We start from the raw sequence: 24,141 nt of genomic DNA, 5'->3' as shown, positions 1-24,141 counted from the left end.
AAGCTGTTCTTGCTGTGCGATACGGTAGCGAGATGACCAGTGGGAGGTAAGACTAATGCAGGACTGGGGGGATATGATCACGGTACGATCAGCATTTTGGCGAGCCATCCGGCGGGTTGTCCCGTGACCGAGACAGGCTGTTCTGGTGAGTCATCTTCTGGCGGGGCATCGGCAACACCGCCTGATTGTCGCAGAACGCTGGCTGCGGCCAGTCGGCCGCTGATCACAGCGCCCTCCATCGTGGCTGGCCAACCGGTGTTGGTCCAATCTCCGGCCAAGTGCAGCCAGGGCAGGGCGGTGGTAGCGTCGGGGCGTTTCTTTTCGACATCGGGTCGGATGGAGAAAACGCTCTTGGGGTCCATGACCACTTGACTCCGCAGCAGCTTGGCATCTCGGGAACGCGGAAACGCGTGGTGCAGTTCGCCCAAGACCGTCTCGACCAAGTGCGATTTGGTCTCTCCCTCTGGTTGTCGCGAAGCACTGATGACGACTTGGTAGTAATGCTCCGATTGACTCGCGACATGAAATAGCCATTGCGCACGCGTGCCCACCATCACCGCGTGATCAAGCGTCGTGATCGGGCGATCAAACCACAGATGCATTCCGGTGATCGGAGAAGTGGGAAAGCCGGAGACCGCGTCGAAGTCCATCGACTGCGCCAGCTCGGTTTGGCGAAGCGGTGCCAAAACACGCGAGACTTGGTGCCACGGCACGGCGCAAATCACATGGTCGGCATGTAGCGTTTCATCCGCCGTGGTCATCGTCGGTTTGGTATTGTCTTGGGAAACACCGGTCACCGATTTGGAACATTGGATCTCAACGCCCAATGCTCGGATGCGATCGGCCAATTCGATGCCGAACAATTCTTGCAGTGGCAGTTTGGGAATCAGAACATCGCTTGCGCCGCGAGCGGCGGCGAATCCATCCATCATCACTTTGCGTGCGGCCGACATCGCAACGAACTGCGTGGACTCGCCCAACGCACTCACCAAGATCACGTCCCAGAATCGTTGCACCGACGCGGTGCTCTGACCGTTTTGTTGCAGCCAATCCGCTGCGGTGACGTCTCGCAACGAACTTGTCGAGGTACGCATCAGACGAAACAGGCCGCGTTGTATTTCGCGTTTTTGTCTGCTGGTCAGGTAACGCAGCGAGCTGATCGTGCGAGCCAAATGTAGTGGCGCGGGCAGCCAGCGTGACGGCGCGAATTTGCTGGGCGGGTGTTCGGGATGCAAAAAATGAAGCGAATCGTATCGATGCATTTGGTGCCCAATGCCACATCGATCCAGCAAGCCGATTAGTTGAGTGCAGCATCCCATCGCTGCGTGTTGACAGTAGTCGATGATTTCATCGGTGCCGCGGTCTTGGAATGAGCCCGCGCGGCCGCCCAAATTCCGTTTGGATTCCAGCAGCGTGATGTCGACGCGAGCGGCCGCGTGCCGCGCGAGTGCTTCGGCTGCTGCGAGCCCGGCGAGTCCACCGCCGATGATGACGACGCGTTGTCTGTTGTGTGAATCGGGAGGCGGTATCACTTGGGGGGCGACGTCTCGATGTGCGGCTTGGGTCGTGCGACTTCGATGGGAGGCACGGGCAGGCGTCTGAAAATCGGAGAGATGAAATGGCGTGAGACCAAACCGAGTTTCTCGCTCGCCGACAAACGCACGCGTTTGGTGGCAACCGCCCGAGGGTCTTCCGCGATCCGAGACAGCAGACGTCGATAGGTCCGCCACATCATGCTGAACATCGGACGTCCGTCGTCGCTGAGCGAGTCCCAGACTCGCCAGCCGGAATTGAACAGACGTTCGGCGCGGTTGATTTCATCATCGATCAGGCAACGCAGTCGGTCGTCGGCACGCGGCTTGAGCAAGTCGTCTTCGCACATCCCGTGTTGCTCGTAGTGCTGACGTGGCAAGTAGATTCTGCCGCGACGCGCGTCTTCGGAGATATCACGCAGAATGTTTGTGAGCTGAAAAGCGAGGCCGCAATCGATCGCCGCGTCGGTGGGCAGCGGTTCGCGGAACTCCCAAATGTGCAAGCATGCCAGTCCGACGGCGGAGGCAACCAGGTAACAATAGTGTTCGAGTTGTTCGTAGGTGTCGAATCGAGTTTTTTGTTGGTCGGCCAAGACGCCGTCGATGATCTCCAACAAGTAGCGTGATGGGATTTCGAAACGGTCGACCGTGTCTCGCAGTGCGGGCAAGATTTCACGGGCGTGTCGGTTCAAGTCGATCGGCCATGCCGAGGTGTCTTCGGCGATTCCCGGTGCCAGTGTGATGTGTTGCGGCGATGACTGCTGGATCAAATTCAGAGCCGTGGTTTGACGCCACCAGTTGAGCCACTGGGTGCGGAGCGCCGTGGGTTGGTCGCAGTCTCCCAGGTCATCGGTCACGCGTGCGAAGGCATAGAGGGCGCACATCGAATCCCGCTTCGTCTTGGGCAGCAGCCAAAACGATCGGTAAAAATTGCTGCCGCTGCGACGGGAGATTCGTCGAACGTGTCGGTAGCTCGTCAGGGTTTGTTTGTTCGATGACATGGACACCATGATAGCCGAGTCGGCTAGCACGCTGAGGGGATACTCACGAGCGACCCAGTATTGTCTTGGCCAGCATTGTCTTGGCCAGCATCACTAGTTGACCCCATTTGCTGACCACGGGACGTGTGCGCAAGACGTCGTAGTCGATTGCCCGGATCGCCTTGGCCGTCGCAAGTCCGCCCTGGGCGAACATTCGCACGTCGTTGGCAAGCCACTTGGGGACGTTCTCGGCAAGTGGCAATCCGGCATTGAGGTAGCATTCTGCTTCGTCGCACAGTTTCGCCAGCAAGCTGCGCAACGGAGCCGGGGTGGTGGATTCGTTGAGCATGTTTTCAGACACGCCGGAGTCTCGCATTCGATCGGCGGGCAGGTAGACACGATTGATCTCGCGATAATCCCGCGCGACGTCTTGCCAAAAGTTGACGAGTTGTAGCCCGGTGCAAAGAGAATCGGACAAGGCCGCGTTCTCGCAGCTCTCGGCGTCGGCGAGTTTCAGCAGGATGCGGCCCACCGGATTGGCTGAGCGGCGGCAATAATCCAGCAATTGAGGCGTCGATTCGTATCGGTTGACCGACTGGTCTTGGCGAAACGCGGACAGCAGGTCGTCAAAGGGTGATTGGTCGAGGCGATGGACGACGATCGTATGATGGAGTGCGGGGAAGAGGTCCGTTTCGAGTGATTTCCCGTCGATGGCGTTTTTGCTGGGTGGATTGCCTGCAAAAGTCGCGTCGAGCGAGGATTGGAGCTGAGCCAGTTTTTCCAGGGCGATTTGAGGGGAAGCTGATTCATCGGCGGCATCGTCCGCCGTGCGGCAGAATGCGTAGATGTTGTAAAAGTGCTGACGGAGTCGGCGGGGCAGCAAGACGGTGGCGACCAGGAAGTTTTCGTAGTGCGATTTGGCGAGTCGACGGCACGCCAACTCGCTAGCGATGATCTCGGCGGTCCGCTCGACACGGGCGTTTGGGGATTCCGGAGTCATTTCAGGCGAATAGACGGGTTAGACGAACTTGGGGGCTGGCGGTTATTCTGGCAGGTTCAGCCAGCATCCAGTGGAGCAGATAAAAATCTTATGAAAATCACCCTAGCAGCACCCCGCGGTTTTTGCGCCGGCGTCAATATGGCGATCGATTCGCTGGATTTGGCTCTCAAGAAATTTGGGCCGCCGGTCTATGTGTATCACGAGATCGTACACAACCAGTACGTCGTCAACCGATTCAAGGAAGAGGGGGCGGTGTTTGTCGATTCGATCAGCGAAGTTCCCGAGTCCAGCGTGCTGCTGTTTTCCGCTCACGGGGTATCGCCTGAAGTGCGGCAAGCGGCTCGCCAGAGGAAGCTCAACGCGGTTGATGCTACTTGCCCCCTGGTCACCAAGGTCCACCTGGAGGCGATCAAGTATGCCAGGGAAGGGTACACGATCATTCTGATCGGCCACGAGGGACACGACGAAGTGATCGGGACCATGGGAGAGGCCCCCGAAGCGATCTTGTTGGTCGAGGACGAGGGCGGTGTGGATGCGTTGCAGGTTCGCGAGGGTGCCAAACTGGCTTACTTGACCCAGACCACATTGAGTGTCGACGACGCGAACCGGATCATCCGCCGGCTCAAACAACGCTTTCCACACATCGAAAGTCCCCCCAAGGAAGACATCTGTTACGCAACACAGAATCGGCAGGAAGCGGTGCGTGTCTTGTCGGCCGATGCGGACGTCGTGATCGTGTTGGGGAGCCAGAACAGCAGTAACTCTCAGCGACTCAAAGAATTGGCGCGCGAGTCGGGCAAGCGTGCTTTTCTGGCCGATGGCCCGCAAGATCTGAGCAAGGATGATTTCAGTCCAGACGATCATGTCTTGATCACTGCCGGGGCCAGTGCACCCGAGTCCGTCGTGCAATCGACCATCGACTGGTTGGTCGAGACCTTTGACGCGACGGTCCAGACGTCGGTGGTGCGAGAGGAGTCCGTGAAGTTCCCGTTGCCCAAGCCGTTGCGAGAGTTTGCCAAGCAACAGGGTGAGCTGCCCGTGGTGGGCGATTCCAATTGACCGCATCGGCGTGAACCTCCGGTCATCGGTTTCACTCTGAATGGAATCAAACATATGGTGAGAAATACAGGAGTGATAGGATGGAGATGATCGAGACCGGTGAAGCCACGGCGATTTTGCCGGCGGGCAATCATCATTCGCCGGTGAAAGTTTTTGGCACCGAAGCGATCCGCGCGACCTTTGATGAGTTGTGTTTGCAGCAAGCGATCAATTCGCGGACGGCGCCGGGGGTCACGCAGGTCGTGCTCAACCCCGATGCGCATTGTGGATACGGTGCGCCGATCGGTTGCGTGCTGGCGTCGCCCACGCATGTGTATCCTGGGCCGGTGGGTTACGACATCAAGTGTTCCATGAGCCTGTTGCAAACCGACTTGCCCGCCGACGCAGTGTCGACGCGTGAAATCCGGCGTGAGTTGATTCACGCGATTTGTCGACGCATTCCGACGGGGATGGGCAAGGGAGCGCGTGACGTGCCGAAGTCTCGCAAGGTCGATGAGAAACTCGGTGCCGCGGCGATGTGCGAAGGCGCATCGTCAGACGTCTTGGCCAAGTTGGGCATCCCGACGAGTTGGGCCGAGCGTTGCGAAGACGCATTTCATCGCGGACACGACGATTCCGTCGATTCGCTGCGTCAACGCTTGTACGAACTGCGACAGGGCAGGGTGTTCAACAAGTTTCGCGAGCGTGTCCAGCAGTTGGGTTCCTACGGCGGCGGCAATCACTTCGGTGAATGCGAAGTCGTCGATGTGGTGGACCAACCCGAGGCACGCGCGACCGCGGAAGTGTTTGGTTTACGTGACGGGCACGTTGCGTTCTTGTCTCACTGCGGTTCGCGTGGCATCGGGCACCGATTGGCGACCGGTCAGTTTCGCGCGTTGGAGGCAAAATTTGATCAATGGGGAATTCCGTATCCGGGCAACGACAAGCAACTGGTTCATGCGCCGTTGGGAACACCCGAGGCCGATGCGTACTTGGACGACATGGCACTGGGAGCAAACTTCGCCACGGTCAACCATCTGTTGATCAACCAACTGGTCTTGGAAGCGTTTCAAGAAGTCATTCCCGGAACACAAGGGACCCTGGTGTATTTCATCAGTCACAACATCGCCCGCCAAGAAATCGTCGACAACCGACCGACTTGGGTGCATCGCAAGGGAGCGACGCGAGCGTTTCCGGCGGGGCATCACGCATTGCGTCAGACTCCGTTTGCCGACACCGGTCATCCGATCTTGTTGCCCGGAAACCCACAAGCCGGTTCCAGCGTGATGGTGGCCAGCGAGGGCGCGCGCGAAAGCTGCTACAGTGTGAATCACGGTGCCGGACGGATGCTCGGCCGACGACGTGCGATCAAGGAGCTGGATCAGAAAACGGTCGATGACTCGTTCACCGATGCCGATATCTTGACGAACTGTCGCAGGTACCCCAAAGATGAGGCGCCAGCGGCGTACAAGGATTTCGACGAAGTGCTGCGTAGTGTAGAAAAGGCAGGTCTGGCGACCGAGGTCGCGCGACTACGGGCACGTTTCGTCATCAAAGACGCGTCAGATGCGGATGACTGAGTGATGAAACGAGTAGGTCATGCTGTGCATGATGAAGTACGATATGCCTGTTTTTGCACTTAGTGATCTGGATTTGGTAAAACCGTTGGTGACGTCCGGTGCGGCCCGGTTGTGTTAAACGGATTGCGTCATGCATAGCATGACCTACGGACGTGAAATACCGCGGTAAAGGATTTTATTGGTGTCCAGGACGATTGCGATCGGCGACATTCACGGCTGTTTCGATGCTTTGTTGCGACTCATCGATCGCTTGAACTTGAGCGGCGAGGACAAGCTCGTCTTTCTGGGAGACTACATCAATCGGGGGCCGGATTCCCTGTCGGTTGTCCGATGGTTGCGTCAGCAGACTCGGCAACGCGATTGGATTTGTTTGCGTGGCAACCACGAGATCATGTTCCTGGAAGAGCAAGTCGGGCATTGGCATTCTGGTCAGTCAAGCGATGAGGATCTGGACCAGGCTGATGATGAGAAATGGACATCCGGTGATGTGGATTTCTTGCGTGAGTTGCTGCCGTATCACGAGACCGATCAGCATATCTTTGTGCACGCGTGTGTTTACGGCGACATGCCGATGAGCGAGCAACCCGAGTACATCTTGCACTGGGAACCGTTTGAATCGATGACACGACCGGAGTCCAGCAAAAAAGTCATCTGCGGGCACACGGCGCAGAAAAGCGGTGTGCCGTTGCAAAATGATTTTGCCGTGTGCATCGACACCAACTGTTGCCGTGGTGGTTGGTTAACCGGTTTGGACGTCGGCAGTGGACAGTTTTTTCAAACCAACCAAGACGGCGAAGTCCGCGACGGTTGGCTGGATGGTTGGCTGTGAACTTTTTTCAGTTCACGTCCCATCTGCCCTCTGACGAGCGCAACCAGCCCCGCCACCAACCCCAACTCCGCCAAGCAGCCCTACCGATGACCGCGGCTTTTCACCCTTACCTGATGCATTCGCTCTAGCCGAGACCCGCCGAGGTTCGAATTTCGCGTCTCGGGGGACGTGCGATTAATAAGTTACCGCTTGCGGATTGTCGTTCGACTCTCTGAGTCGACAACGTACAGCGGAGAACGCCATCGACTTGGAACGCCGAGTGACAATCGTTTTACGGTTCATCGCACGTTGATGCCGTGTTCGGAGAGTTTTTCACCGAGGATTTTTTTCGGGCCATCTTCTCCGTGCACCAACACGACTTCCTGTGGCGGTGAATCCATGCCGGTGACGAAATCGATCAGGTTTTGTTGGTCCGCATGAGCCGAGTAGCCGGAGATCGTGTGGACATCGGCGCGGATTTTCAATTCCTCACCGTGAATTCGCACGGACTTGCGGCCGGCTTGGATGTCCCGACCGGGTGTGCCGTGGCTTTGATAACCGACGAACAGGACGTCGGTGGTGGGGCGATCGAGCAGACGTTTCAGGTAGTTCACGACGCGGCCGCCGGTACACATCCCGCTGCCCGCGATAACGATCGCCGGCAGATCGCTTTGGGCCAAGTAGTCCAGGGTCGACTGGTGTTCGTCGTGGTCATCGATCGTGGTCAGGTTCTCGAACATCAGCGGTTGGTCGTCATAGGTCAGCACATGCTGTGCTTCCGCATCCCAGAACGGCTGCAAGTCCTCGTAGACTTTGGTGAACCGCGATGCCAGTGGCGAGTCGACGATGACATCGACCGATTTCATGATGCTGCGTCCTGACTGTTGCTGGATCCGTTCAAAGATCCCGTTCATTTCGTACAGCAGTTCTTGTGTGCGTCCGAGGCTGAAAGCGGGAATGATCGTGACGCCTTTGTCCTCCAGTGTCTTACGGAGGATGTTCTCCAGCGTCTGTTGTCGATGTTCGCGTCCGTCATGGCACTTGTCCCCGTAGGTCGATTCGAGGACCAGCAGGTCCGCACGCTCGGGCGGTTGGGGATCTTTGAGCAGCGGTGCATGTGGCGCGCCCAAGTCACCGGAGAACACCGCGCGTCGGCCATCGGCATCGATTTCAAAGTAGCACGAGCCGAGGATGTGTCCGGCGGGTGAGACTCGGATTTGGACGCCTGGCAGGATTTCGGTCCAGACGTGGTAGGGGATGGGACGCAATCGTTTTGCGACGGTTTCTTGAAACGCGTCGATCATGCGTTCCTTGCGAGTGAATCCGATCTTGATCGCGTCTTCGATGGTCAGCGGCAGCATCTTGGCTGTCGGCTGGGTGCAATAAATCGGACCGTCAAAACCGGCGGCCATCAGATACGGCAATCGTCCGACGTGGTCGATGTGCACGTGTGTCAACAACAGGGCTTCGATGCCATCGAGCGGAAACTCGATCTCCAAGTTCGGATGTCGCCGGGCATCGGAGCCTTGAAAGAGCCCACAATCGACCAACACGGACTTTCCCGAGGAGAAGGTCAGTTGGTGGCACGAACCCGTGACGCCCTGATGTCCGCCGTGATGTTGCAGATGCATGAAATCCGTTCCGTTCGGAGTTACTTGGATTCGTCGTTGGTCGAATCATCCGTTGCGTCGAGTGTCGGCACAGTGATCGGAGCGATCATGATTTGACGGAACAACACATCGGTGGTTGGGTCGTGACCTTGGATCATGATCGTGCCGGGCTCGGTTCGTTTGCCCTTGCGTGGATTTTCGTGAGGTTCGCGTGTATCTTGCCAGTCGCTGACGTGGACGCCACCGACCCAGGCTGCGATGTGGTCGCCGTTTGCCATCAGCAACACCGTCGACCAGTCGTCCGGATTGCCTGCGACCACGCGGGCGGTCTGTCGTTTGAAGATTCCGCCGGTGCCGTGATCCACCGGAGTCAGCGGGTTGCCATCCTTGATTTCGTTGCTGACTTGGCATTCATAGCCCATCATTTCATCGCCGGGAATGCATCGAAAGAAGATCCCCGAGTTGATCTTTGGATCGGGCATCTTGTAATCCGCCAGCAGGACAAAGTCACCGTAGCGCTCTTTGGTTTCCAATTGCGTCCGTCCGCCTTGGACATGCAATTCACCGTCTTCGTTGACGCTAAAACTGCCCGGCATCTCCGGGTACTTGGTCCATTGGGAGAGTTCAGGGTCGAGGGTTGATTTTAATCCCAGTGGTCGAATGCGGATGTCGCGAAAGGCGATGCGTCCGGAGTTGTGTTGCAGTCCTATTCGGCGGGCGGGAACGGGGACCGTGTCGGTGTACTGACAAACGATTTCGGTGCCCAGCATGACGGTGATTTCGTTGCCTTGAGCGCGAATGGTCATGCGTCGCCATTGACCGGGAGTCTGCTTTCCAGCCTTTTCCGCATCAACCTTTTGTCGACCAACCAGGCTGCCTGTCGGAAAGGCGTTGGAGTCCGGAGCGATGTTGATCTCGTAGCAATCGATCTTGGGGTCCATGGGCTCCAGAGGGGTGCGGACAAAGATTCCGCTGTTGGTCGTTTCGGTCGCGTTGAATTCGGCCGTGACTTCAAAATCTTGCCAAGTGGTGGACGTGCAGATCAGTCCCTGTTCTCCTTTGTCGGCCACGAGCGATTGGTCCTCGACGTGCCAGTTGACTTGGCCGGCCATTTCCCAGCCAAACAAGGTGTGTCCGTCGAACAAGCGTACCCATCCCTCTGCGGCTTCGGCGGGCTCCAATCGTGCGGCCAACAGTTGTTCCGCGCTCGCCTCGTAAGCCTGTGGCTCGAACACAAAAGGTTCGTTTTCCCCTCGCGTTGTGTCGGCAGTTGCCGTGGCAACAGGATCCGTGTTTGCCGTTTGTTGTTTGCAACCGCAGTGAATCAGCAGTGCCAAGGTGATGGCGGCAAAGTAAGTATGTTTCACGATGAGGAGGTCCTATAGATAGCCATAGTTTTCGAAATATTCTTTCCAGGCTTCTTTCAGCATGGCTTCGTCAAGGGGTGACAAATGGTGTTCATTGGTGCGATAGTCCTGGTGTTCGTTTTGTGCCCAGGTTTCTATCTCATTGCGAACGAAGTCAAAATCGCTCAGGTGTAGCGTTTCATAAATGGTTTGCATCGTCTGAACGGGATTCGCCGTCAGATCTTCATAGCGTACATCGATCAGTCGATGGGGCTCGATTTCTTTGCGGTCTCTTTCAAACGCCCGATACATTCGAGCCAAGCATTCGACGACATACTCTGATTCGCCTGAGTGGTCAGGCTTTTGCAAGCCTTGGATCTCATTGAGGCTTCGCCACAGCCGGCACGTCGAGGGATACAGAGCGCGCGGGTCGCGGGTCATGTGAATGAATCGAGCGTCGGGAAACGCTTTGGCCAGGACTCCGATGCGACCTGTGTGCGTTGGGCTCTTGATCACCAGCGGTCGGCCTGTGACCGTGCTGACCGCCAGCATGAAACGTCGCAGTGCGGCCAACCACGTCTCGATGTCTTCTTCTGAAACGTTCTCGAAGTCCAGATAATTCAGATCGACCGGCCCGTTGTTGGGAAACGCAATGCGTCGGTAGGGTGAGGGGAGGCCAAGGTTCATGAGTGCAAACTCGTCTTCTTGTGGCCGGTTCCAGCCCGCATTCATGTTGTCCATCGGACGTTTGCCCGGTAGCAACCAGCTGCCGAATCGTTGAAACGCCCACTCACTGACCAGAAAGTGATGTGGGGCAAAGCACTGGAAGGTGGAGGGGCTGCTGTAGCGTTCATCGCGAACCATCAACTCGTGCAGCAACGTTGTTCCGCTGCGCCAGTGTCCCACGATGAACACCGGCGGTCCGTGTAACTCCGCATTGGCCAAGCGTCGGCGCATCCAGACGTTCTGAATCAGGGTCAGCAGGGTGTTGAAGCCGACGGTGGTGCTGACACCCCAGAGATGATTCCAGCGACTGGGATGAACTCGAAATCCACCTTCACGCAGCAGGCCGATCCATGTCAGCGGTCTCATCCCATGCCAAAACCGCGGAGCCCAGAACGGGTAGGGATGAAATTGTTTGTCCGGTGCCGGTTTGCTGGGGACAGATTTGTCGGGCTTGTTAGGTCCAGCAAGTTCCTGAGCCGATTTCTCGGTCGACCCAGAAGTGATCCCGGTGTGAGCGTTCACGTCGACCGGCAATTTCGCCTCGGAATGGGAGGTTCGGTCACTGTGCATCGGCTCGGACAAAGAAGCGGCTCGCGAGGGTCTGGAAAAGAATGGCGGAACCAAACAGGTGTTTACACTGTAGTGCAACGCAAGGCGATCGTGCAGGTTAGTCGATTTCAGGTGTTTCGGTTCGTTTTTTAGCAGGTCGAGACACCCGCTGGTCTCGCCAACGTGTCTGGTGGCTACAATCCGTGCCGCACAGATCGGAAACGAGGCCCCTCGTGCCAATCATCGACGCCGGTTCGTGTCCATTACGGCATTTTTTAGCATTCCAACCCACTCAATTGTCCCCCGTTTCGCATCCATGTCATCTAACAGCGAGCTTTCCGTGGCAGATTTGCAGCAGCATATCCGCCAAATGTACTACGAGAAGGACGTTGCACGGGGGGTCGATGGCACCTTCATGTGGCTGATGGAGGAGGTTGGCGAGTTGGCATCGGCGCTGAGGGGCAACGACAAAGAAAATTTGGCGGAGGAGTTCGCCGACGTGATTGCCTGGCTCGCGACGATCGCCAACGTCGCTGGAGTCGATCTGAATGCCGCCTTGGTCGCAAAGTACGGACACGGGTGTCCCGGTTGCAAGCGTTTGGTTTGTGAATGCCCCGATTCGGAGAAACCGTGATCGTGGGTCGCCTTTCATTTCAGATCGCTTTTTTGATGGTGTTGATGTCTGTTGCACCCGCATGGGCGGCGCAAGACGGCGTTCCTGAGAACGCATCGCCCCCTCCCAGCAATGTGACCGTGGGGATCGACGGGCACTATCGTGTCGGTCGTTGGACGGCAGTCCATGTCTCTGGGGAGCTTGCTGAGCCCGCCGGGCTTGCAGCGGGAGAGGACTCATCCGACCAACCACTGCAGGTTCAAACCCTCGATGGTGACGGCATCCGAGTGACCTATTGGTCGCCTGAAATCAAACGCGATGACGCAGACGATGCCGGGGGACGATTTGTTTATGTCGTGCCGGGCAGTGAAGCAGCTCCATTGACGGTTTTGCGCGGCGCGGTTCGAGTCGAAACACGTTTTCCTCAGTTCGGACGGCCCAGTAAAGAGCCGTCGATGATTCCGACCGAAATGCCTTGGGTGCTCGCTTTGGGGGATCCGCTGGGGATCGAAACCATCGGCGCCAATGAGTTGCTTGATCGAGACCCCACCGTGACGGTGACGATTCCCTCTTCGGCGCGGTCGTTGCCCGATCAATCGATCGGCTATGACGGAGTGGATTGGATCGTGATCAACCGAACGGGATTGCCGTTGCTGGGTGATATGAGTCCGACTCAGCAAGACGCATTGGCCGAGTGGATCCGCTTGGGTGGCAACGTGCTGTTGAATCTGGGCGGATCGTTGCCGCAGTTTCAGTCCACTGCGCCATGGCTGCTCGATCTGTTGCCGTTGGAGTCGGACAAGGTCGTCCGAGTGGATCCCTCCGCCGTTGAGACTTGGACGACCAGTCAATCTCGCTTGGAAGTGTTTGATGCAGCCACGTTGCCCCGTGGTCGTGGGCGTGTCCTGCTGAGCGGTCGAACCACTCGTCGGATACCGGTGACGATCGCGGCGGAGTATGCCGTGGGGTTGGGGCGTGCGATTGTGATGGCAGCCGATTTGGACGACGCTCCGTTTACGCAGTGGCCCAGCCGGATGGACTTGATCTACAAGTTGGTCGGCAACGATTTTCGTTTGAAGAACGAATCGGTCAGAGCAGGCAATCGAGTCACATCCTACGATGACTTGGCCGGTCAAATGCGAGGTGCTCTCGATCAGTTTGACGTGAAGCGATCCTTTGGATTTTCTTTCTTGGCAATCGTCCTGCTGGCCTTGATTGCAGCGATCGGCCCGATCGATTACTTCTTGGTCAATCGCGTGCTGGGCAAGCCGTTGCTGGGCTGGTTGACGTTTCCACTGATGGCGATCGGGCTGTCGGTGGTTTTGATCACCCAAGCGGCGCCGCGTCATACGAATGCGGATTCAGTCGATTCCAGCGATGGGCAGTCTACGACAAGTAGAGATTCGACTCAGCAACAGGTGTCGCTCAATCAGGTGCAGATCATTGATCTCAACGTGGTCGATCAAGGTGGCCGGGCGTTCACTTGGAGTTATTTGTATTCGCACGACGCGACTCGCCTGAGAGTGCTGAGTGGTCCGTCCGAAAGTCTGAAGAAAATCACTCGTGGTATTCAGTGGGCGCAGACGGCACCGTTCGGACATCCAGGACGCGAGTTCGGCGGGATCCAGTTGGCCGGCGAAAACACTCTGATGCCGCCGTACTCGGTTACGCCCGCGTTTGCCGCAGCGGATTCAGCGACCAAGGTGGACGGATTGTCGCTGCCGCCGCGAGGGAGCAAGTCGATTGCGACGCGGATGAGCATTCGTTGCGAGTTTCCGGAGAGTCTGGAAATGCTGCGTCGACCGGGTAGCGATCAGTTGCGAGGCGAACTGATCAATCCATTTCCGTTCGATTTGCTCGATGGGATGCTCGTGTATCAAAACTCGGTTTACTTGTTGCCCAAGCGATTGCAGGCGGGCAGCCGAATTGCGTCGATCGATTCCGTTCGCCAGAAGAGTTTTCGACGTCAGTTGACGCGACAACAATCGTTCGAACAGAACCAAACCGAAACGGAGATCTGGGCACCTGGGGACTTCCGTTCACCGCAGCGCATCGCCGAGATACTGATGTTCTATCAAGTCGCCGGCGGCCAAGTTTATACCGGTCTGACGGACGATCCACTATCGATGTTGGACCTCAGTCATGCGTTGGTCGAAGACCAGTGTTTGTTGGTCGGTCGCACGGAAGAACCTTTGATCGAAACCTCGGCCGAACGAGTGCAGACCGGAGGCACCGATGACGTGGGGCCGGCCGTTGCGTTAACCGGCGAAACGCTGTCGATCATTCGTTTGGTGGTCCCCGTTCGCGTCACACGTTTGGATTGAGTTGCATCGGCTTGATCACATCCTCATCCATTCTCTCAGCCCCCCTTTGTAAAGCACACTGTCCAAGTGATTAAGACTGTTGATTTGACGAAAAAGTACGGAGATGCGTTTGCCATCCGCAGCATCGATCTGGACTTGCAAGCAGGCGACTTGTTCGGCTTCATCGGACCCAACGGCGCGGGCAAGACAACCACGATGCGAATCATCGCCACGTTGTTGGAGCCCAGTTGGGGCGAAGCCTACGTGTGCGACTACAGCGTACATACGGCGCCCAAAGAGATTCGCCGGTTGGTGGGCTACATGCCCGACTTCTTTGGCGTCTACGACGACATGACCGTCGTGGAGTACCTGGAGTTCTTTGCCGCCGCCTATCGAATCAATGGAGTGGATCGACGCAAACGTGTCGACGAGATGCTGGAGATCGTCGACTTGGATTTCAAGAGGGATGCCTTCGCCAACACGCTGTCGCGAGGTCAAACGCAGCGGTTGGGACTCGCACGCACATTGCTGCATGATCCACAGGTCCTGTTGTTGGACGAACCTCTCTCGGGGCTCGATCCGAGGGCGCGGATCGAAATGCGGAACCTGCTGCGACGGCTCGGCGAAATGGGAAAAACGGTGATCGTCAGCAGTCACATTTTGCCCGAGTTGGCCGACGTGTGTAACAAAGTCGGCATCATTGATCGCGGCGAACTCAAACAGAATGCAAAGGTCACCGAAGTGATCCGGATGGTTCGTCAACACACCGTGCTCGTCATTCAGCCGGGCAAACGTGAACAGCTTGAACGCATCTCACAGTTGCTCAGCGGTCACGAAAAAGTCCAAGGCTGCGAGCCCGGTGACGATGCGATTCGAGTGGTGTTGAAACAAGAGGTCGACGACTACAGTGATTTGCCCAAGCTGTTGATCGAGAATGGAGTCGATCTGAAACGGTTCAACGAAGAAGAGCTGGATCTGGAGTCGGCATTCATGGCGTTGACCAAGGGAACCAGCACTCGAATGTAGACGCTCAGCGATGTTGCTCAGCGATGTTGCTCAGCGATGTTGCTCAGCGATGTTGCTTTGGGGGGCTTGCGTAAACGATGATGCTTGTGTGGGTGCCCGCTGATCCGCATTGCCGAGGGGGCAGTCTTCGATTCGATCGCCGATCCACCCGATAAAATGGTGGTCAAGTGCGGGTCAGGATGCTCAAATACGCGGCATCAATCGACTCGTCATTCAGTCCTCGATCTCTCAAAGAGCGGTTTGTTCAGAACCGTGTTCATTCGCGATGCCTCAAGAGTGGTTCATTCGAACGAAGTCTGGAAAACGCGGACCGTTTACGATGGACCAGTTGCAGGCGTTCGCAGATCGTGGTGCGATCCATGCGAATGTTGCCATCGGATCAGGCGAAGACAACTGGCGGAGTGCCTCAGAGATACCTGGTTTGGTTTTCTCGGACGATGATCCGTCTGTCGGTCACAAACAAGCCAAAGTCGTCAATGCACCCGTCAATGGTCACGGGCCGCAATCCTCGCGTACCGGTGGGGCAGTCAAGGCCAACGCGGACGCGTTGATGTTGCAAGCCCAGCAGACGCGGCAACGGGCTGAAGCGGATTCGAAGAAGATACTGCAACAAGCCGAGCAGCGGCGGTTGGAGGTCGAGGAGCTACGCAATCGGCTGACCGCTGAGCAAGCAGCATTGGAGGGCAGAGCCGCAACACTGGAGCAACGCGCGTCCGAGCTTCAACAGCAAGAGAATGCTTTGCAGCAACGCAGTTGTGAGCTCAATGAGTTGAAGGTGAGTTTGCAGCATGAGAAAGCGGCTTTGGAGGAAAAGCTGAAAGCTTTCAAGGCATCCACCGATGGGATGGACGAGCGGAAAAAGGATCTCGCGGGCCGTGCCGAAGCCGTACGTGTGGGCGAACAGGAGATGCAGGCTAGGTCATCGCAGCTTGCCACACGTCAGCGAGAGTTGGAGGGGTTGGAGCAGCGACTGGATCAGCGTGAACGCGAGATGATGCGTCAGCAGACTGAGTTGGAGAACTCGCAACGTGCCCTTGCGGAGCGTGAATCACAATTGGAGACGTTGGAGAACGAAACGCAGTTGCGTAGTGATCACCTCGTCGCTCGTGAGGAAGAGGTCAAACGTCGTGAAGATCAGTTAGACGACATGGCGTTGATGGGGATTGATGAAGAAGAATTGAAGGAGATCTTGGCCAAACGTGATGCCGAGATGATGGCGCGAGAGCAGGTGTTGCTGAAGCAGATCGCGACGCTGAGACAACGACAGGAGTCCGTTTTCAGTGAGAAGCAAGCGTTGTTGCTGTCGATGGCCAATCGTGAAGAAGAATTAGCGCGACGCGAACGTGAGTTGCTGGATCGAGAATCCGATTTCGTTCGCCGGGGAACCGGCAGCGTCTCGGGCTCGACCCACAGTTCATCCTACTTGTCAGCTCAAATCAAGACACCGCTGGATCAATCCATTTTGGGACAACCGTCGATCGGTGCAAATCAGTACGACGTTCCGGTCGTCGATGTCCGATCGGCGCTGCCGCCAACCGTGGTTGTTCGAACGGATGAGCGAAGTGGACGGTCGAATCGTCAACCCATCGGGTCCGATTCGTCGGCGTCATTCGCAGTCAGTCATCACTCTGCTGACACGCGAGCAACACAGCAATTCAACGCCGACTCTCGGGCGGTAGATCAACGCGGTGTCGGTCAACCGTCGGAGGACACGAGCCGTCTACTTTGGAAGCATCGCATGCGAGAGTTTGAGTCTCGCTTCGGTCCTTGTTCGATGGTCGAACCGCCACTGCAGGACGACCGAATGAAGATCGATGTGCTTGTTTTTCCCCCGCACGAAGAACGCGACTTCACGACTTTGGCGACCAATGGCATGAGCGATTATCCCGTGGCCATGCCTCACGGTCAGCGATCGGTGCTGGGCGAGTTGCTGCTGTACGTGACCCATGTGGATCACAACAGCATCGCATTGCTGCGCAGCGCCGCGATGTTACCCTACATACGCAAGAACGGTTTGACGTTCGGATCCACGACATCGCTTGCGGACATACCGGGATCGGGAGTGGAAGGCAGTGCGCTGGATAACTGCGTTTATATGCTGCCGGTGATCGACAACGATTCCAAGCCGATGCCGGGGTTACGCTCCGGTGCCAACTCCATTCAGCCGTTCTGGTTGGTCCCGATCACCAGTGCCGAACGAAAACTGATCGATTTCAGCGGCATCCATAAATTCTTGCCGTTGTTGGAAAAGCATCACCATCCAATCTATTATGACGCGACGAGAGAATGCTACGTCAAACGAAAAGGTTGGTTCCGGCGTTAGGGCGGATGGTGGTGTTCGTTTTCGACTTGGAAAGTCGAATGACTATTGTCGCTCGACTTTCCAAGTCGATAGCGTGCCCCGCCAAGCGTTTTGCCATTTCCAGCGCATTGACTTGCGCAGACAGGCCCCCTTCCTCGCATTCGCCCAGCCTTATGATGACCGCCCCCACCTTCGAAGCCCGTGGCTAGTGTTGCGATTTTGACTTGACCTTGACTCCGTTGGAATTGGAATGAGTGGCTACGCCGGTGGTTTTGCCAGGCGGAGAACGAATTGCTCCAGTAGAAATCGATCGCGGCCGTCGGCGCTGTGGGTGCCTTTGAGTCGCAAGTCGGCATCGAGAAGCCATGGCAACAACTGGCGAGCTTTGACGCGTCCGATCCGTTTCAAACTGGCGCCGGCCTTCGCCGCTTCAAAGGGTTTGATGCCAGCCTTGGTCAACGCTTCGTCCATTCGCCAAGGTTTGCCTGTGCGTTCGGCGTGTTCGATGGCGGCCGTTGCCAATCCCAGTCGTCTGAGCGACCACGCGATCTGTGGCAGCAGGGCGATCGGGGGTTGGCCGCCTTCCATCAGTTTGTCGAGTTGCCGAATCGCTTCGGCCGCGTCTCCGGCATTGATGGCTTCGATGATCTGCCAAATCGTTTTTCCTTGCCATCCGGAAACGATGTCACGCACCAAAGCTTCGTCGACCGTTTCGCCTGGTTGCTTGTACAGAGCCAGCTTGGCGATCTCAGTGTCGATGAAGCCGGTGTCGGCGCCGAGCATCTCGATCAACGCATCGGCGGCCCCGCCGGTCAGTTTGGTTTGATGGCGTGGGGCAACGTAGTCGGTCAAGAATTTTCGACGTGATGCGGCGGTCACGCCGTACTTCTTTTCCACTTCGCAACTGCAGACGATCAACAAGTGTGACTTGTCGATCATCTTGTAGGCTTTTGTGTTTGATGGAAACGATTCCAACAGCAAGATCAAACGTGCGGCCGAGCCGGGCTTGGCAAGGTAGGCTTCGATCTCAGGACGATTGGCAGACAGAAATTTGTCCGCGCCGCGAATGATGATCGTGCGTTTTTCGCCCATGTCGAACAGAGACGCCGTGGCTAAGTCGTCGCGAATGTCGCTCCACCGCGCCGTGTCCCCATCGACTTGAGTGACATCGGCGTCGCCGATCAAACGTCCAGCCACCCAAGAGGCCAAGGTGGCATCAGGGCCGAATAACGCAGCGACGTCGAAGTCGACGGGGCCGTCGGCCGGGGTGATCAGAAAGTCGAAGGCGTGTTTGAGACTCATGCTGCCCAGATTACCAGAACCGCTGCACGCTGTCAGTGAGTCTCCACATCGTTTGACCCGCAGCCGAAGGCGTAGGAGACGCAGCCAACCGGATTGCCCCGCAGGGTCAATTGCCGCTCCCGCCTACGCCTTTGGCTGCGGGTCAAACGGGGCCTGCGCCTTCGGCTGCGGGTCAAACGGGGCCTACGCCTTCGGCTGCGGGTCAAACGGGATTCGGGGAAAGGCTTCCGAGTCCTCAGCGAGGTCGGAAACCCAGGATGCGAGCTCGGGGAGCCAGGCCGAGGGTGTCGATCGGCTGGTCCAGGATGTAGGTGCCGATGTTGCCCGCTTGATCGGTCGCGTCGATTCGCAAGTAGATTTCGCGGGGCAACTGAGGGTCGGCCGGCCAGACGTGGGAACCATCGTTTCGCAGGCCCGACGCGATCGTCGACCAGGGGCCTTCCGTCGATTCGCCGAACGAGAGTGCGATCGGTCGTTGCATCAAGTTGTCATCTCTGCATTCGTATTCGATCACCAGCGCGCCCACTTGGTCACCTTCGCCATATCGCGCCGCGGTGATGTCCAATTTGGGCGGCGTCTGGTCGACCACGACGGCGATGTCCGGTGTTTCACCAGGCAAGGGTCGCGGGCTGGCCAGTCCGTTGCGACCGAGCACGACGATGCGAAAACAAAACGTGCCTTCTTCGCTCGTCTCGATGTCAAACGGACTGGTGCGATCGGGATCGGCTCCCCAGCGTCGCCACGTTTTACCCGCGTCGGTGCTGCCATAGAGCTCGACCGCGTCGACGCCCGTGTTGCCGACGGCTTCCAGTTCGTACTCGAGGCTGAATCGCAAGGAATCGCTGTGGCGAATCGCGACCTTGTTGGCCAGCAACGCGCGGTCGTACTCGGCTTGCGCGGCACGGTTGGCTTCGTAGGCTTCGCTGCGTCCACTGGACATCGGGATGTTTTCAGCACCGGGAATGAATGTCTTGCGGGGCGTGCTCGACGCGCTGTTTTTCTTGTCCTCGGCTGATGAGCGGGTGGGGGATTGCGATCCGAGCGAAGGGCGGAAACCTTGTGGCGGTATCGTCTCAGGCGAAGGCGTTGTGACATCGCCATCGGGTTTCGGGGTGGGGATGTTCTCCGCGCTTTCGAGCGGACGCATGGCTTGTTGCAATGTCCGCCGCGGTTTTGGAGCAACGGGTTTCTGTGCAGCGGGTGGTTTCGTTTCCGGGGTCAACGAGTCGGCATCTATTGACTGTGGTGTCGCGGGACGGGGCGCGTATGTGGCTTGTCCCGGCGGAATGATTTCGGGGATGGTCGGTGCGGGAAAGCTTTGGCTCGGTGGTGAGTTCAGTCCGCTGCTGTCGCTGGCGTTGATGTAGTTCGGCGAGTTGGGACCGGCGACGGTCTTTGCGTTGACGCCGCCGTGGTCTTGACCGGGCGATGCGGCGGCAAGTGCCCGTGTGGCACCGGCAGCGATGCGAGGTCGATGAACGATCTCGGTTTGGATGGTTTGGTTGCCGGCCGCGTCCACGACGATGGCTTGCACCGACATTTGTTGCCAAGAGCTTTCCCCGCGGATGACGAGACTGCCGTTGCCTGGGGTGCTGGTTTGCATCAGGGATCGGGTGTCGATCGATTGCCATTGCCGCACGCTATCGGTGGCGTAGTGCAACTGCAGGGATCGAACTGGCGTCGCGTCGGCGGTGCTCAGCTCGACGATCACGCTGCCCGATGCATCGGCTTGGGCATTGAGCGTTACCGACGGTTTGGTGCTGTCCACGAAGACTTTGAGCTGCGGTTGCAGCGTACCGCTGGGGTGCGGTTGACCCGCTGCGTCCACGGTTCGGGTGGCAAACCAGAACTCACCGTCGGTTTGACCGACAAACTGAAACTCGGACACGCCGGCGTCGCGTCGGTCGATCAATTGCCAAGACGCTTTCTCGCCCTGGGCCACATACAGTTGTACCTCGACCGGTTGTGATTGACGCGCGTCGACGTTGACGGGGATCCCGAACGAGCGGGAGTGAAGGATCACCGCATCGGGGCTGGGGCGTTGGCTGGGCGTTGGTGGGGGGGCGGACGTCCGGGTGGTTGCCATGCCCGTGAAGGATGCCGGAGCAGAGGACAATGCAGCGGGCGGCGGCAGTGGCGGTAAAGGTCCGTTAGCTGCTAGTCCATTGCCTGCTGGTGCGTAACCCGACGGTCCATAACCCGGCGGCCACTGGGCCGACGCGATCGAGGGCAGGGTGAGCGCCGCCAGCAAACCTGCGGCCAACGCGTCACGTAGAACGCTGCGAAATCTGCCAGCACGAATCTCGGGCGAGCAGCGATCGGTCACCCTCGCTTGCCTCTTGGTAAACTGTCCGTTGCGGCTTGCAAGTAGAGCTGGGATGGCGAATCGCATCTTGTCGACCGAGCCTCAATGGCGGAAAACGGGTCCACGGGATAGGGTTTCGCGGCGCACAATCCGCGGACGATGCAAACTTCCCATTCCGTTTGGGAGGTTGCCTCCCGTTCGGGATCGGCAATTCATGCCGGTTTTCTTGAAGTAAACGAAGGTCTGGCGTCGCCACAGGTCACAATTTCCCTATGAGTTCCATTCGCTATCAATACGATGTCGTCGTCATCGGTGCCGGGCATGCCGGAACCGAAGCCGCAGCGGCTGCCGCTCGACTGGGGGCCAAGACGGCGCTGTTGACGACCAATCTGGATACCGTCGGCCAAATGTCGTGCAACCCGGCCATCGGAGGTGTCGCCAAAGGACAAATCGTTCGCGAGGTCGATGCGTTGGGCGGATTGATGGGGCAAGCCATTGATGCGACGGGCATCCAATTTCGGATGTTGAATTGCCGCAAAGGCCCCGCGATGCACAGTCCTCGCGCGCAAGCCGACAAAAAGGCTTACCAGATTCACATCAAGCACCAAATCGAATTGCAAGACAACTTGGACTTGCGACAAGAAACCGTCGAGGATTTGATCACCACCGACGAGGAGAACGGATCACGCATCGTGGGAGTTCGTGTCCGTGGCGACGCCGAGTATCTCGCGCCCGCCGTGATCTTGACCACCGGCACGTTCCTTGCCGCCATCATGCATACTGGCGATGCAAAGACCGCCGGGGGCAGGGCAGGGGAGGGCACAACGCAAGGGATCAGCGGCGCTCTGAATCGGTTGGGGTTCACCCTCGATCGCTTCAAGACCGGTACGCCCCCGCGATTGAATCGCCGCACCATCGACTATTCAAAGCTCAGCGAACAACCTGGCGATGATCAGCCGCAAGCGTTTTCGTTCTTGACGGATCGATTGCTGTTGGAACAGGTGCCCTGTCACATGGCGTTCACCAATGACAGTGTCCACGAGCTGATCCGCCAGAACTTGCACCGCGCGCCGATGTACAGCGGACAGATTCACTCGCGCGGACCTCGCTACTGTCCGTCGATCGAAGACAAGGTGGTTCGCTTTGCCGACAAAGACAGCCATCAGTTGTTCCTTGAGCCGGAAGGTCACCACACGGAAGAGATTTACGTCAACGGTATCTCGACCAGTCTGCCTCGCGACGTCCAAGACCAGATGTTTCGGATGATCGAAGGTTTGGAAAATGCTCAGATCATGCGTTACGGCTACGCGGTCGAATACGACTTTTGCCCGCCCACGCAATTGTGGCCGCATTTGGAAACCAAGCGAGTTAGCGGGTTGTACTTCGCCGGCCAAATCAATGGCACGACGGGTTACGAAGAGGCCGCCGGGCAGGGGCTGATCGCCGGACTGAACGCTGCACGCAGCGTCGCCGGCAAAGCGACTTGGGTGCCCACGCGTGACCAAGCGTATCTCGGCGTGTTGGTCGATGATTTGGTCACTTCGGGAACCGATGAACCCTATCGAATGTTCACCAGTCGTGCCGAGTATCGCCTGTTGTTGCGACAAGACAACGCCGATCGACGACTGACTCCCGATGCGATTGAACTGGGGTTGACCACTCCGGAGCGAAGGGATCGTTTCAACCGCAAGGTCGAGCAGATCGAGCGAGCAATGACGTTGCTAGCTTCGGCTCGCTGCGACGGAGTTCCCGGCAATGTTTACTTGCGACGCAACGAAGTCGATTGGCAAGTGGTTTGCTCACGCGTCGAGGGGCTCAGCGAAATCGAGTCGCAAGCCGCCCAGCAGTGCTTGTACGACATCAAATACGAAGGCTATGTCAGTCGGCAGAAAGCGGAAGTCGAACGTCAGCACCGCATGGCCAAGAAACGCATTCCGGCTCAATTTGATTACAAGGCCATCACATCGATGCGAATCGAGGCACGCGAAAAATTCAGTGAAATACGACCGCTGACGTTGGATCAAGCCCAACGCATCAGTGGTATCACACCGGCGGACATCGCTTTGCTGTTGGCTTACATGGAATCGGAGTGAGTGCAATCGGTGTGAGTGAAATGCGAACGCGGACGCTTGCTATCGAGATTGTCAGCGAACTGGGCGCTGGCTCAATAAATGGGCTCGAAAAAAATGTTTGCCACTGACGTGACGTTTCTTGATAAGAAGTGCTGATTGCGGTGTTTGGCGACTCTTAAGTGATCTTGACGCACTGCGTTAAATCGGTAGAATCCGTCACCAGGGCAAGGCTGGTAAGGCCGAGGGTTTCGGTATTTGCTGCCGCCTGCGTTTTTAACGTAAATTGGCGCTGGAATGCGCTAGTGCGAAAGAACGGAGGTTTGCTAAATGGAGAGAAGTTGGCCTGATTTGCATTGTCGCGCTTCAGGTGATTGCACTGGATTGGGAAACGGCTCGTCATGCAGGGAGGATGGTTTCTGCCATGACCATAAAAACGGTCTTTACGACAGGCGAAGCGGCGAAGATTTGCAAGGTAAGTCAACAGACGATCATTCGTTGTTTCGACAACGGGTCGCTCAAGGGCTTCCGAGTACCGGGCAGCAAGTTCCGCAGAATTCCACGTGAGCAGTTGTATCTGTTCATGAAGGACAACGGCATTCCCACGGATGCGTTGGAGAGCGGCAAGAAGAAATTGTTGATCGTCGACGATGACCAGGATTTGGTTGACTTGATGAAGGACGGTTTTGAACGTGACGGACGATTCGAGATTCGAACGGCCAACAACGGTTTCGACGCCGGGATGGGTGTCAAAGAGTTCCGGCCTGATTTGGTCGTACTCGATGTGATGCTGCCCGACATCAACGGCAAAGAAGTTTGTCAGCGAGTGCGTACGGACGCTGCGTTGGACATGGTCAAGATCCTCTGTATTTCGGGGATGGTCGAACATAGCAAGGTCGACGCGTTGCGAGCGGCCGGTGCGAACGATTTCATGCAAAAGCCGTTTGCGATTGACGATTTGGTCAACCGTGCATGCGACTTGCTGGAAATTGAGCGAAGCGTCACCCACTGATAGCGTCTCTAACCGACTCTACGATTCCGACCACCGCGAG

At 57.4% G+C, this 24,141-nt stretch carries 17 protein-coding genes; 9 read left to right on the top strand and 8 right to left on the bottom strand.

The window, feature by feature from the left end; all coding sequences use genetic code 11:
- Window positions 1–77 precede the first annotated feature (77 nt).
- From hpnE to hpnC, 3 genes are read right to left on the bottom strand one after another with little or no spacing between them, the layout of a single operon-like run.
- Window positions 78–1,532 carry a hydroxysqualene dehydroxylase HpnE gene (gene hpnE / locus Pla52nx_RS28775; protein ID WP_146521401.1) on the bottom strand — a complete coding sequence of 485 codons (1,455 nt, stop codon included), beginning with the start codon at window positions 1,530–1,532 and terminating at the stop codon, window positions 78–80.
- Window positions 1,529–2,533, bottom strand: a complete 1,005-nt coding sequence (locus tag Pla52nx_RS28770; RefSeq protein ID WP_146521400.1) for a phytoene/squalene synthase family protein — start codon at window positions 2,531–2,533, stop codon at window positions 1,529–1,531. Before Pla52nx_RS28770 ends, hpnE begins: the two co-directional genes overlap by 4 nt.
- A 43-nt stretch (window positions 2,534–2,576) precedes the next feature.
- Window positions 2,577–3,512, bottom strand: coding sequence for a squalene synthase HpnC (hpnC, locus tag Pla52nx_RS28765; protein ID WP_146521399.1), 936 nt, complete (start codon window positions 3,510–3,512; stop codon window positions 2,577–2,579).
- Between the two features lie 90 nt (window positions 3,513–3,602).
- Here hpnC and ispH point away from each other — a divergent pair, with 90 nt between their 5' ends.
- The 3 genes from ispH (at window position 3,603) to Pla52nx_RS28750 (ending at window position 6,959) form a co-directional block, all read left to right on the top strand.
- Window positions 3,603–4,571, top strand: coding sequence for a 4-hydroxy-3-methylbut-2-enyl diphosphate reductase (ispH, locus tag Pla52nx_RS28760; protein WP_146521398.1), 969 nt, complete (start codon window positions 3,603–3,605; stop codon window positions 4,569–4,571).
- Window positions 4,572–4,651: 80 nt separating this feature from the next.
- Window positions 4,652–6,130 (top strand): RtcB family protein, encoded by a 1,479-nt coding sequence (locus tag Pla52nx_RS28755; protein ID WP_231742142.1) that lies wholly within the window; start codon window positions 4,652–4,654, stop codon window positions 6,128–6,130.
- Window positions 6,131–6,311: 181 nt separating this feature from the next.
- Window positions 6,312–6,959, top strand: coding sequence for a metallophosphoesterase family protein (locus Pla52nx_RS28750; protein WP_197454782.1), 648 nt, complete (start codon window positions 6,312–6,314; stop codon window positions 6,957–6,959).
- Window positions 6,960–7,237: 278 nt separating this feature from the next.
- Here the strand turns inward: Pla52nx_RS28750 and Pla52nx_RS28745 are convergent, their stop codons facing one another.
- From Pla52nx_RS28745 to Pla52nx_RS28735, 3 genes are read right to left on the bottom strand one after another with little or no spacing between them, the layout of a single operon-like run.
- Entirely contained in the window at window positions 7,238–8,569 is a 1,332-nt protein-coding gene (locus tag Pla52nx_RS28745) for an MBL fold metallo-hydrolase (protein WP_146521396.1), read from the bottom strand.
- Between the two features lie 20 nt (window positions 8,570–8,589).
- Window positions 8,590–9,915, bottom strand: a complete 1,326-nt coding sequence (locus Pla52nx_RS28740; RefSeq protein WP_231742141.1) for a 3-keto-disaccharide hydrolase — start codon at window positions 9,913–9,915, stop codon at window positions 8,590–8,592.
- Between the two features lie 12 nt (window positions 9,916–9,927).
- Window positions 9,928–11,190 (bottom strand): sulfotransferase family protein, encoded by a 1,263-nt coding sequence (locus Pla52nx_RS28735; protein WP_146521394.1) that lies wholly within the window; start codon window positions 11,188–11,190, stop codon window positions 9,928–9,930.
- A 295-nt stretch (window positions 11,191–11,485) separates the two neighbouring features.
- On the opposite strand from Pla52nx_RS28735, the gene Pla52nx_RS28730 reads away from it, so the two are divergent.
- From Pla52nx_RS28730 to Pla52nx_RS28715, 4 genes are all read left to right on the top strand, one after another.
- Window positions 11,486–11,803: a MazG nucleotide pyrophosphohydrolase domain-containing protein gene (locus Pla52nx_RS28730; protein ID WP_146521393.1), complete on the top strand. Its 318-nt coding sequence runs from the start codon at window positions 11,486–11,488 to the stop codon at window positions 11,801–11,803.
- A gap of 44 nt (window positions 11,804–11,847) precedes the next feature.
- Complete coding sequence (locus Pla52nx_RS28725; RefSeq protein WP_146521392.1) at window positions 11,848–14,106, top strand: hypothetical protein; 2,259 nt, start codon at window positions 11,848–11,850, stop codon at window positions 14,104–14,106.
- Between the two features lie 66 nt (window positions 14,107–14,172).
- A complete protein-coding gene (locus Pla52nx_RS28720) occupies window positions 14,173–15,111 on the top strand; it encodes an ABC transporter ATP-binding protein (RefSeq protein ID WP_146521391.1) in 939 nt (312 codons plus the stop codon).
- A 265-nt stretch (window positions 15,112–15,376) separates the two neighbouring features.
- Window positions 15,377–17,434, top strand: coding sequence for a suppressor of fused domain protein (locus tag Pla52nx_RS28715; RefSeq protein ID WP_146521390.1), 2,058 nt, complete (start codon window positions 15,377–15,379; stop codon window positions 17,432–17,434).
- A gap of 237 nt (window positions 17,435–17,671) precedes the next feature.
- Here Pla52nx_RS28715 and holA read toward each other — a convergent pair whose 3' ends face one another.
- On the bottom strand, window positions 17,672–18,715 hold the full coding sequence (holA, locus tag Pla52nx_RS28710; RefSeq protein ID WP_146521389.1) for a DNA polymerase III subunit delta: 1,044 nt from the start codon (window positions 18,713–18,715) through the stop codon (window positions 17,672–17,674).
- A gap of 235 nt (window positions 18,716–18,950) precedes the next feature.
- Window positions 18,951–21,107, bottom strand: coding sequence for a hypothetical protein (locus Pla52nx_RS28705; protein WP_146521388.1), 2,157 nt, complete (start codon window positions 21,105–21,107; stop codon window positions 18,951–18,953).
- Between the two features lie 185 nt (window positions 21,108–21,292).
- Between Pla52nx_RS28705 and mnmG the strand changes: the two genes are divergently transcribed.
- Window positions 21,293–23,113, top strand: a complete 1,821-nt coding sequence (gene mnmG / locus Pla52nx_RS28700) for a tRNA uridine-5-carboxymethylaminomethyl(34) synthesis enzyme MnmG (protein WP_146521387.1) — start codon at window positions 21,293–21,295, stop codon at window positions 23,111–23,113.
- Window positions 23,114–23,513: 400 nt separating this feature from the next.
- Window positions 23,514–24,101, top strand: coding sequence for a response regulator (locus Pla52nx_RS28695; protein WP_197454781.1), 588 nt, complete (start codon window positions 23,514–23,516; stop codon window positions 24,099–24,101).
- Window positions 24,102–24,141: the final 40 nt, after the last annotated feature.

It is taken from the genome of Stieleria varia (assembly GCF_038443385.1).
GTDB lineage: Bacteria > Planctomycetota > Planctomycetia > Pirellulales > Pirellulaceae > Stieleria > Stieleria varia.
This window is presented reverse-complemented; position numbering and strand designations above follow the sequence as displayed.

Coding starts and splice junctions, on each gene's coding strand:
- ispH (WP_146521398.1), top strand. CDS start 3,603: ATGAAAATCACCCTAGCAGCACCCCGCGGTTTTTGCGCCGGCGTCAAT.
- Pla52nx_RS28725 (WP_146521392.1), top strand. CDS start 11,848: ATGTCTGTTGCACCCGCATGGGCGGCGCAAGACGGCGTTCCTGAGAAC.
- holA (WP_146521389.1), bottom strand. CDS start 18,715: ATGAGTCTCAAACACGCCTTCGACTTTCTGATCACCCCGGCCGACGGC.
- Pla52nx_RS28745 (WP_146521396.1), bottom strand. CDS start 8,569: ATGCATCTGCAACATCACGGCGGACATCAGGGCGTCACGGGTTCGTGC.
- mnmG (WP_146521387.1), top strand. CDS start 21,293: ATGAGTTCCATTCGCTATCAATACGATGTCGTCGTCATCGGTGCCGGG.
- Pla52nx_RS28715 (WP_146521390.1), top strand. CDS start 15,377: ATGCCTCAAGAGTGGTTCATTCGAACGAAGTCTGGAAAACGCGGACCG.
- hpnC (WP_146521399.1), bottom strand. CDS start 3,512: ATGACTCCGGAATCCCCAAACGCCCGTGTCGAGCGGACCGCCGAGATC.
- Pla52nx_RS28770 (WP_146521400.1), bottom strand. CDS start 2,533: ATGTCATCGAACAAACAAACCCTGACGAGCTACCGACACGTTCGACGA.
- Pla52nx_RS28695 (WP_197454781.1), top strand. CDS start 23,514: ATGACCATAAAAACGGTCTTTACGACAGGCGAAGCGGCGAAGATTTGC.
- Pla52nx_RS28705 (WP_146521388.1), bottom strand. CDS start 21,107: ATGCGATTCGCCATCCCAGCTCTACTTGCAAGCCGCAACGGACAGTTT.
- Pla52nx_RS28730 (WP_146521393.1), top strand. CDS start 11,486: ATGTCATCTAACAGCGAGCTTTCCGTGGCAGATTTGCAGCAGCATATC.
- Pla52nx_RS28735 (WP_146521394.1), bottom strand. CDS start 11,190: ATGCACAGTGACCGAACCTCCCATTCCGAGGCGAAATTGCCGGTCGAC.
- Pla52nx_RS28755 (WP_231742142.1), top strand. CDS start 4,652: ATGGAGATGATCGAGACCGGTGAAGCCACGGCGATTTTGCCGGCGGGC.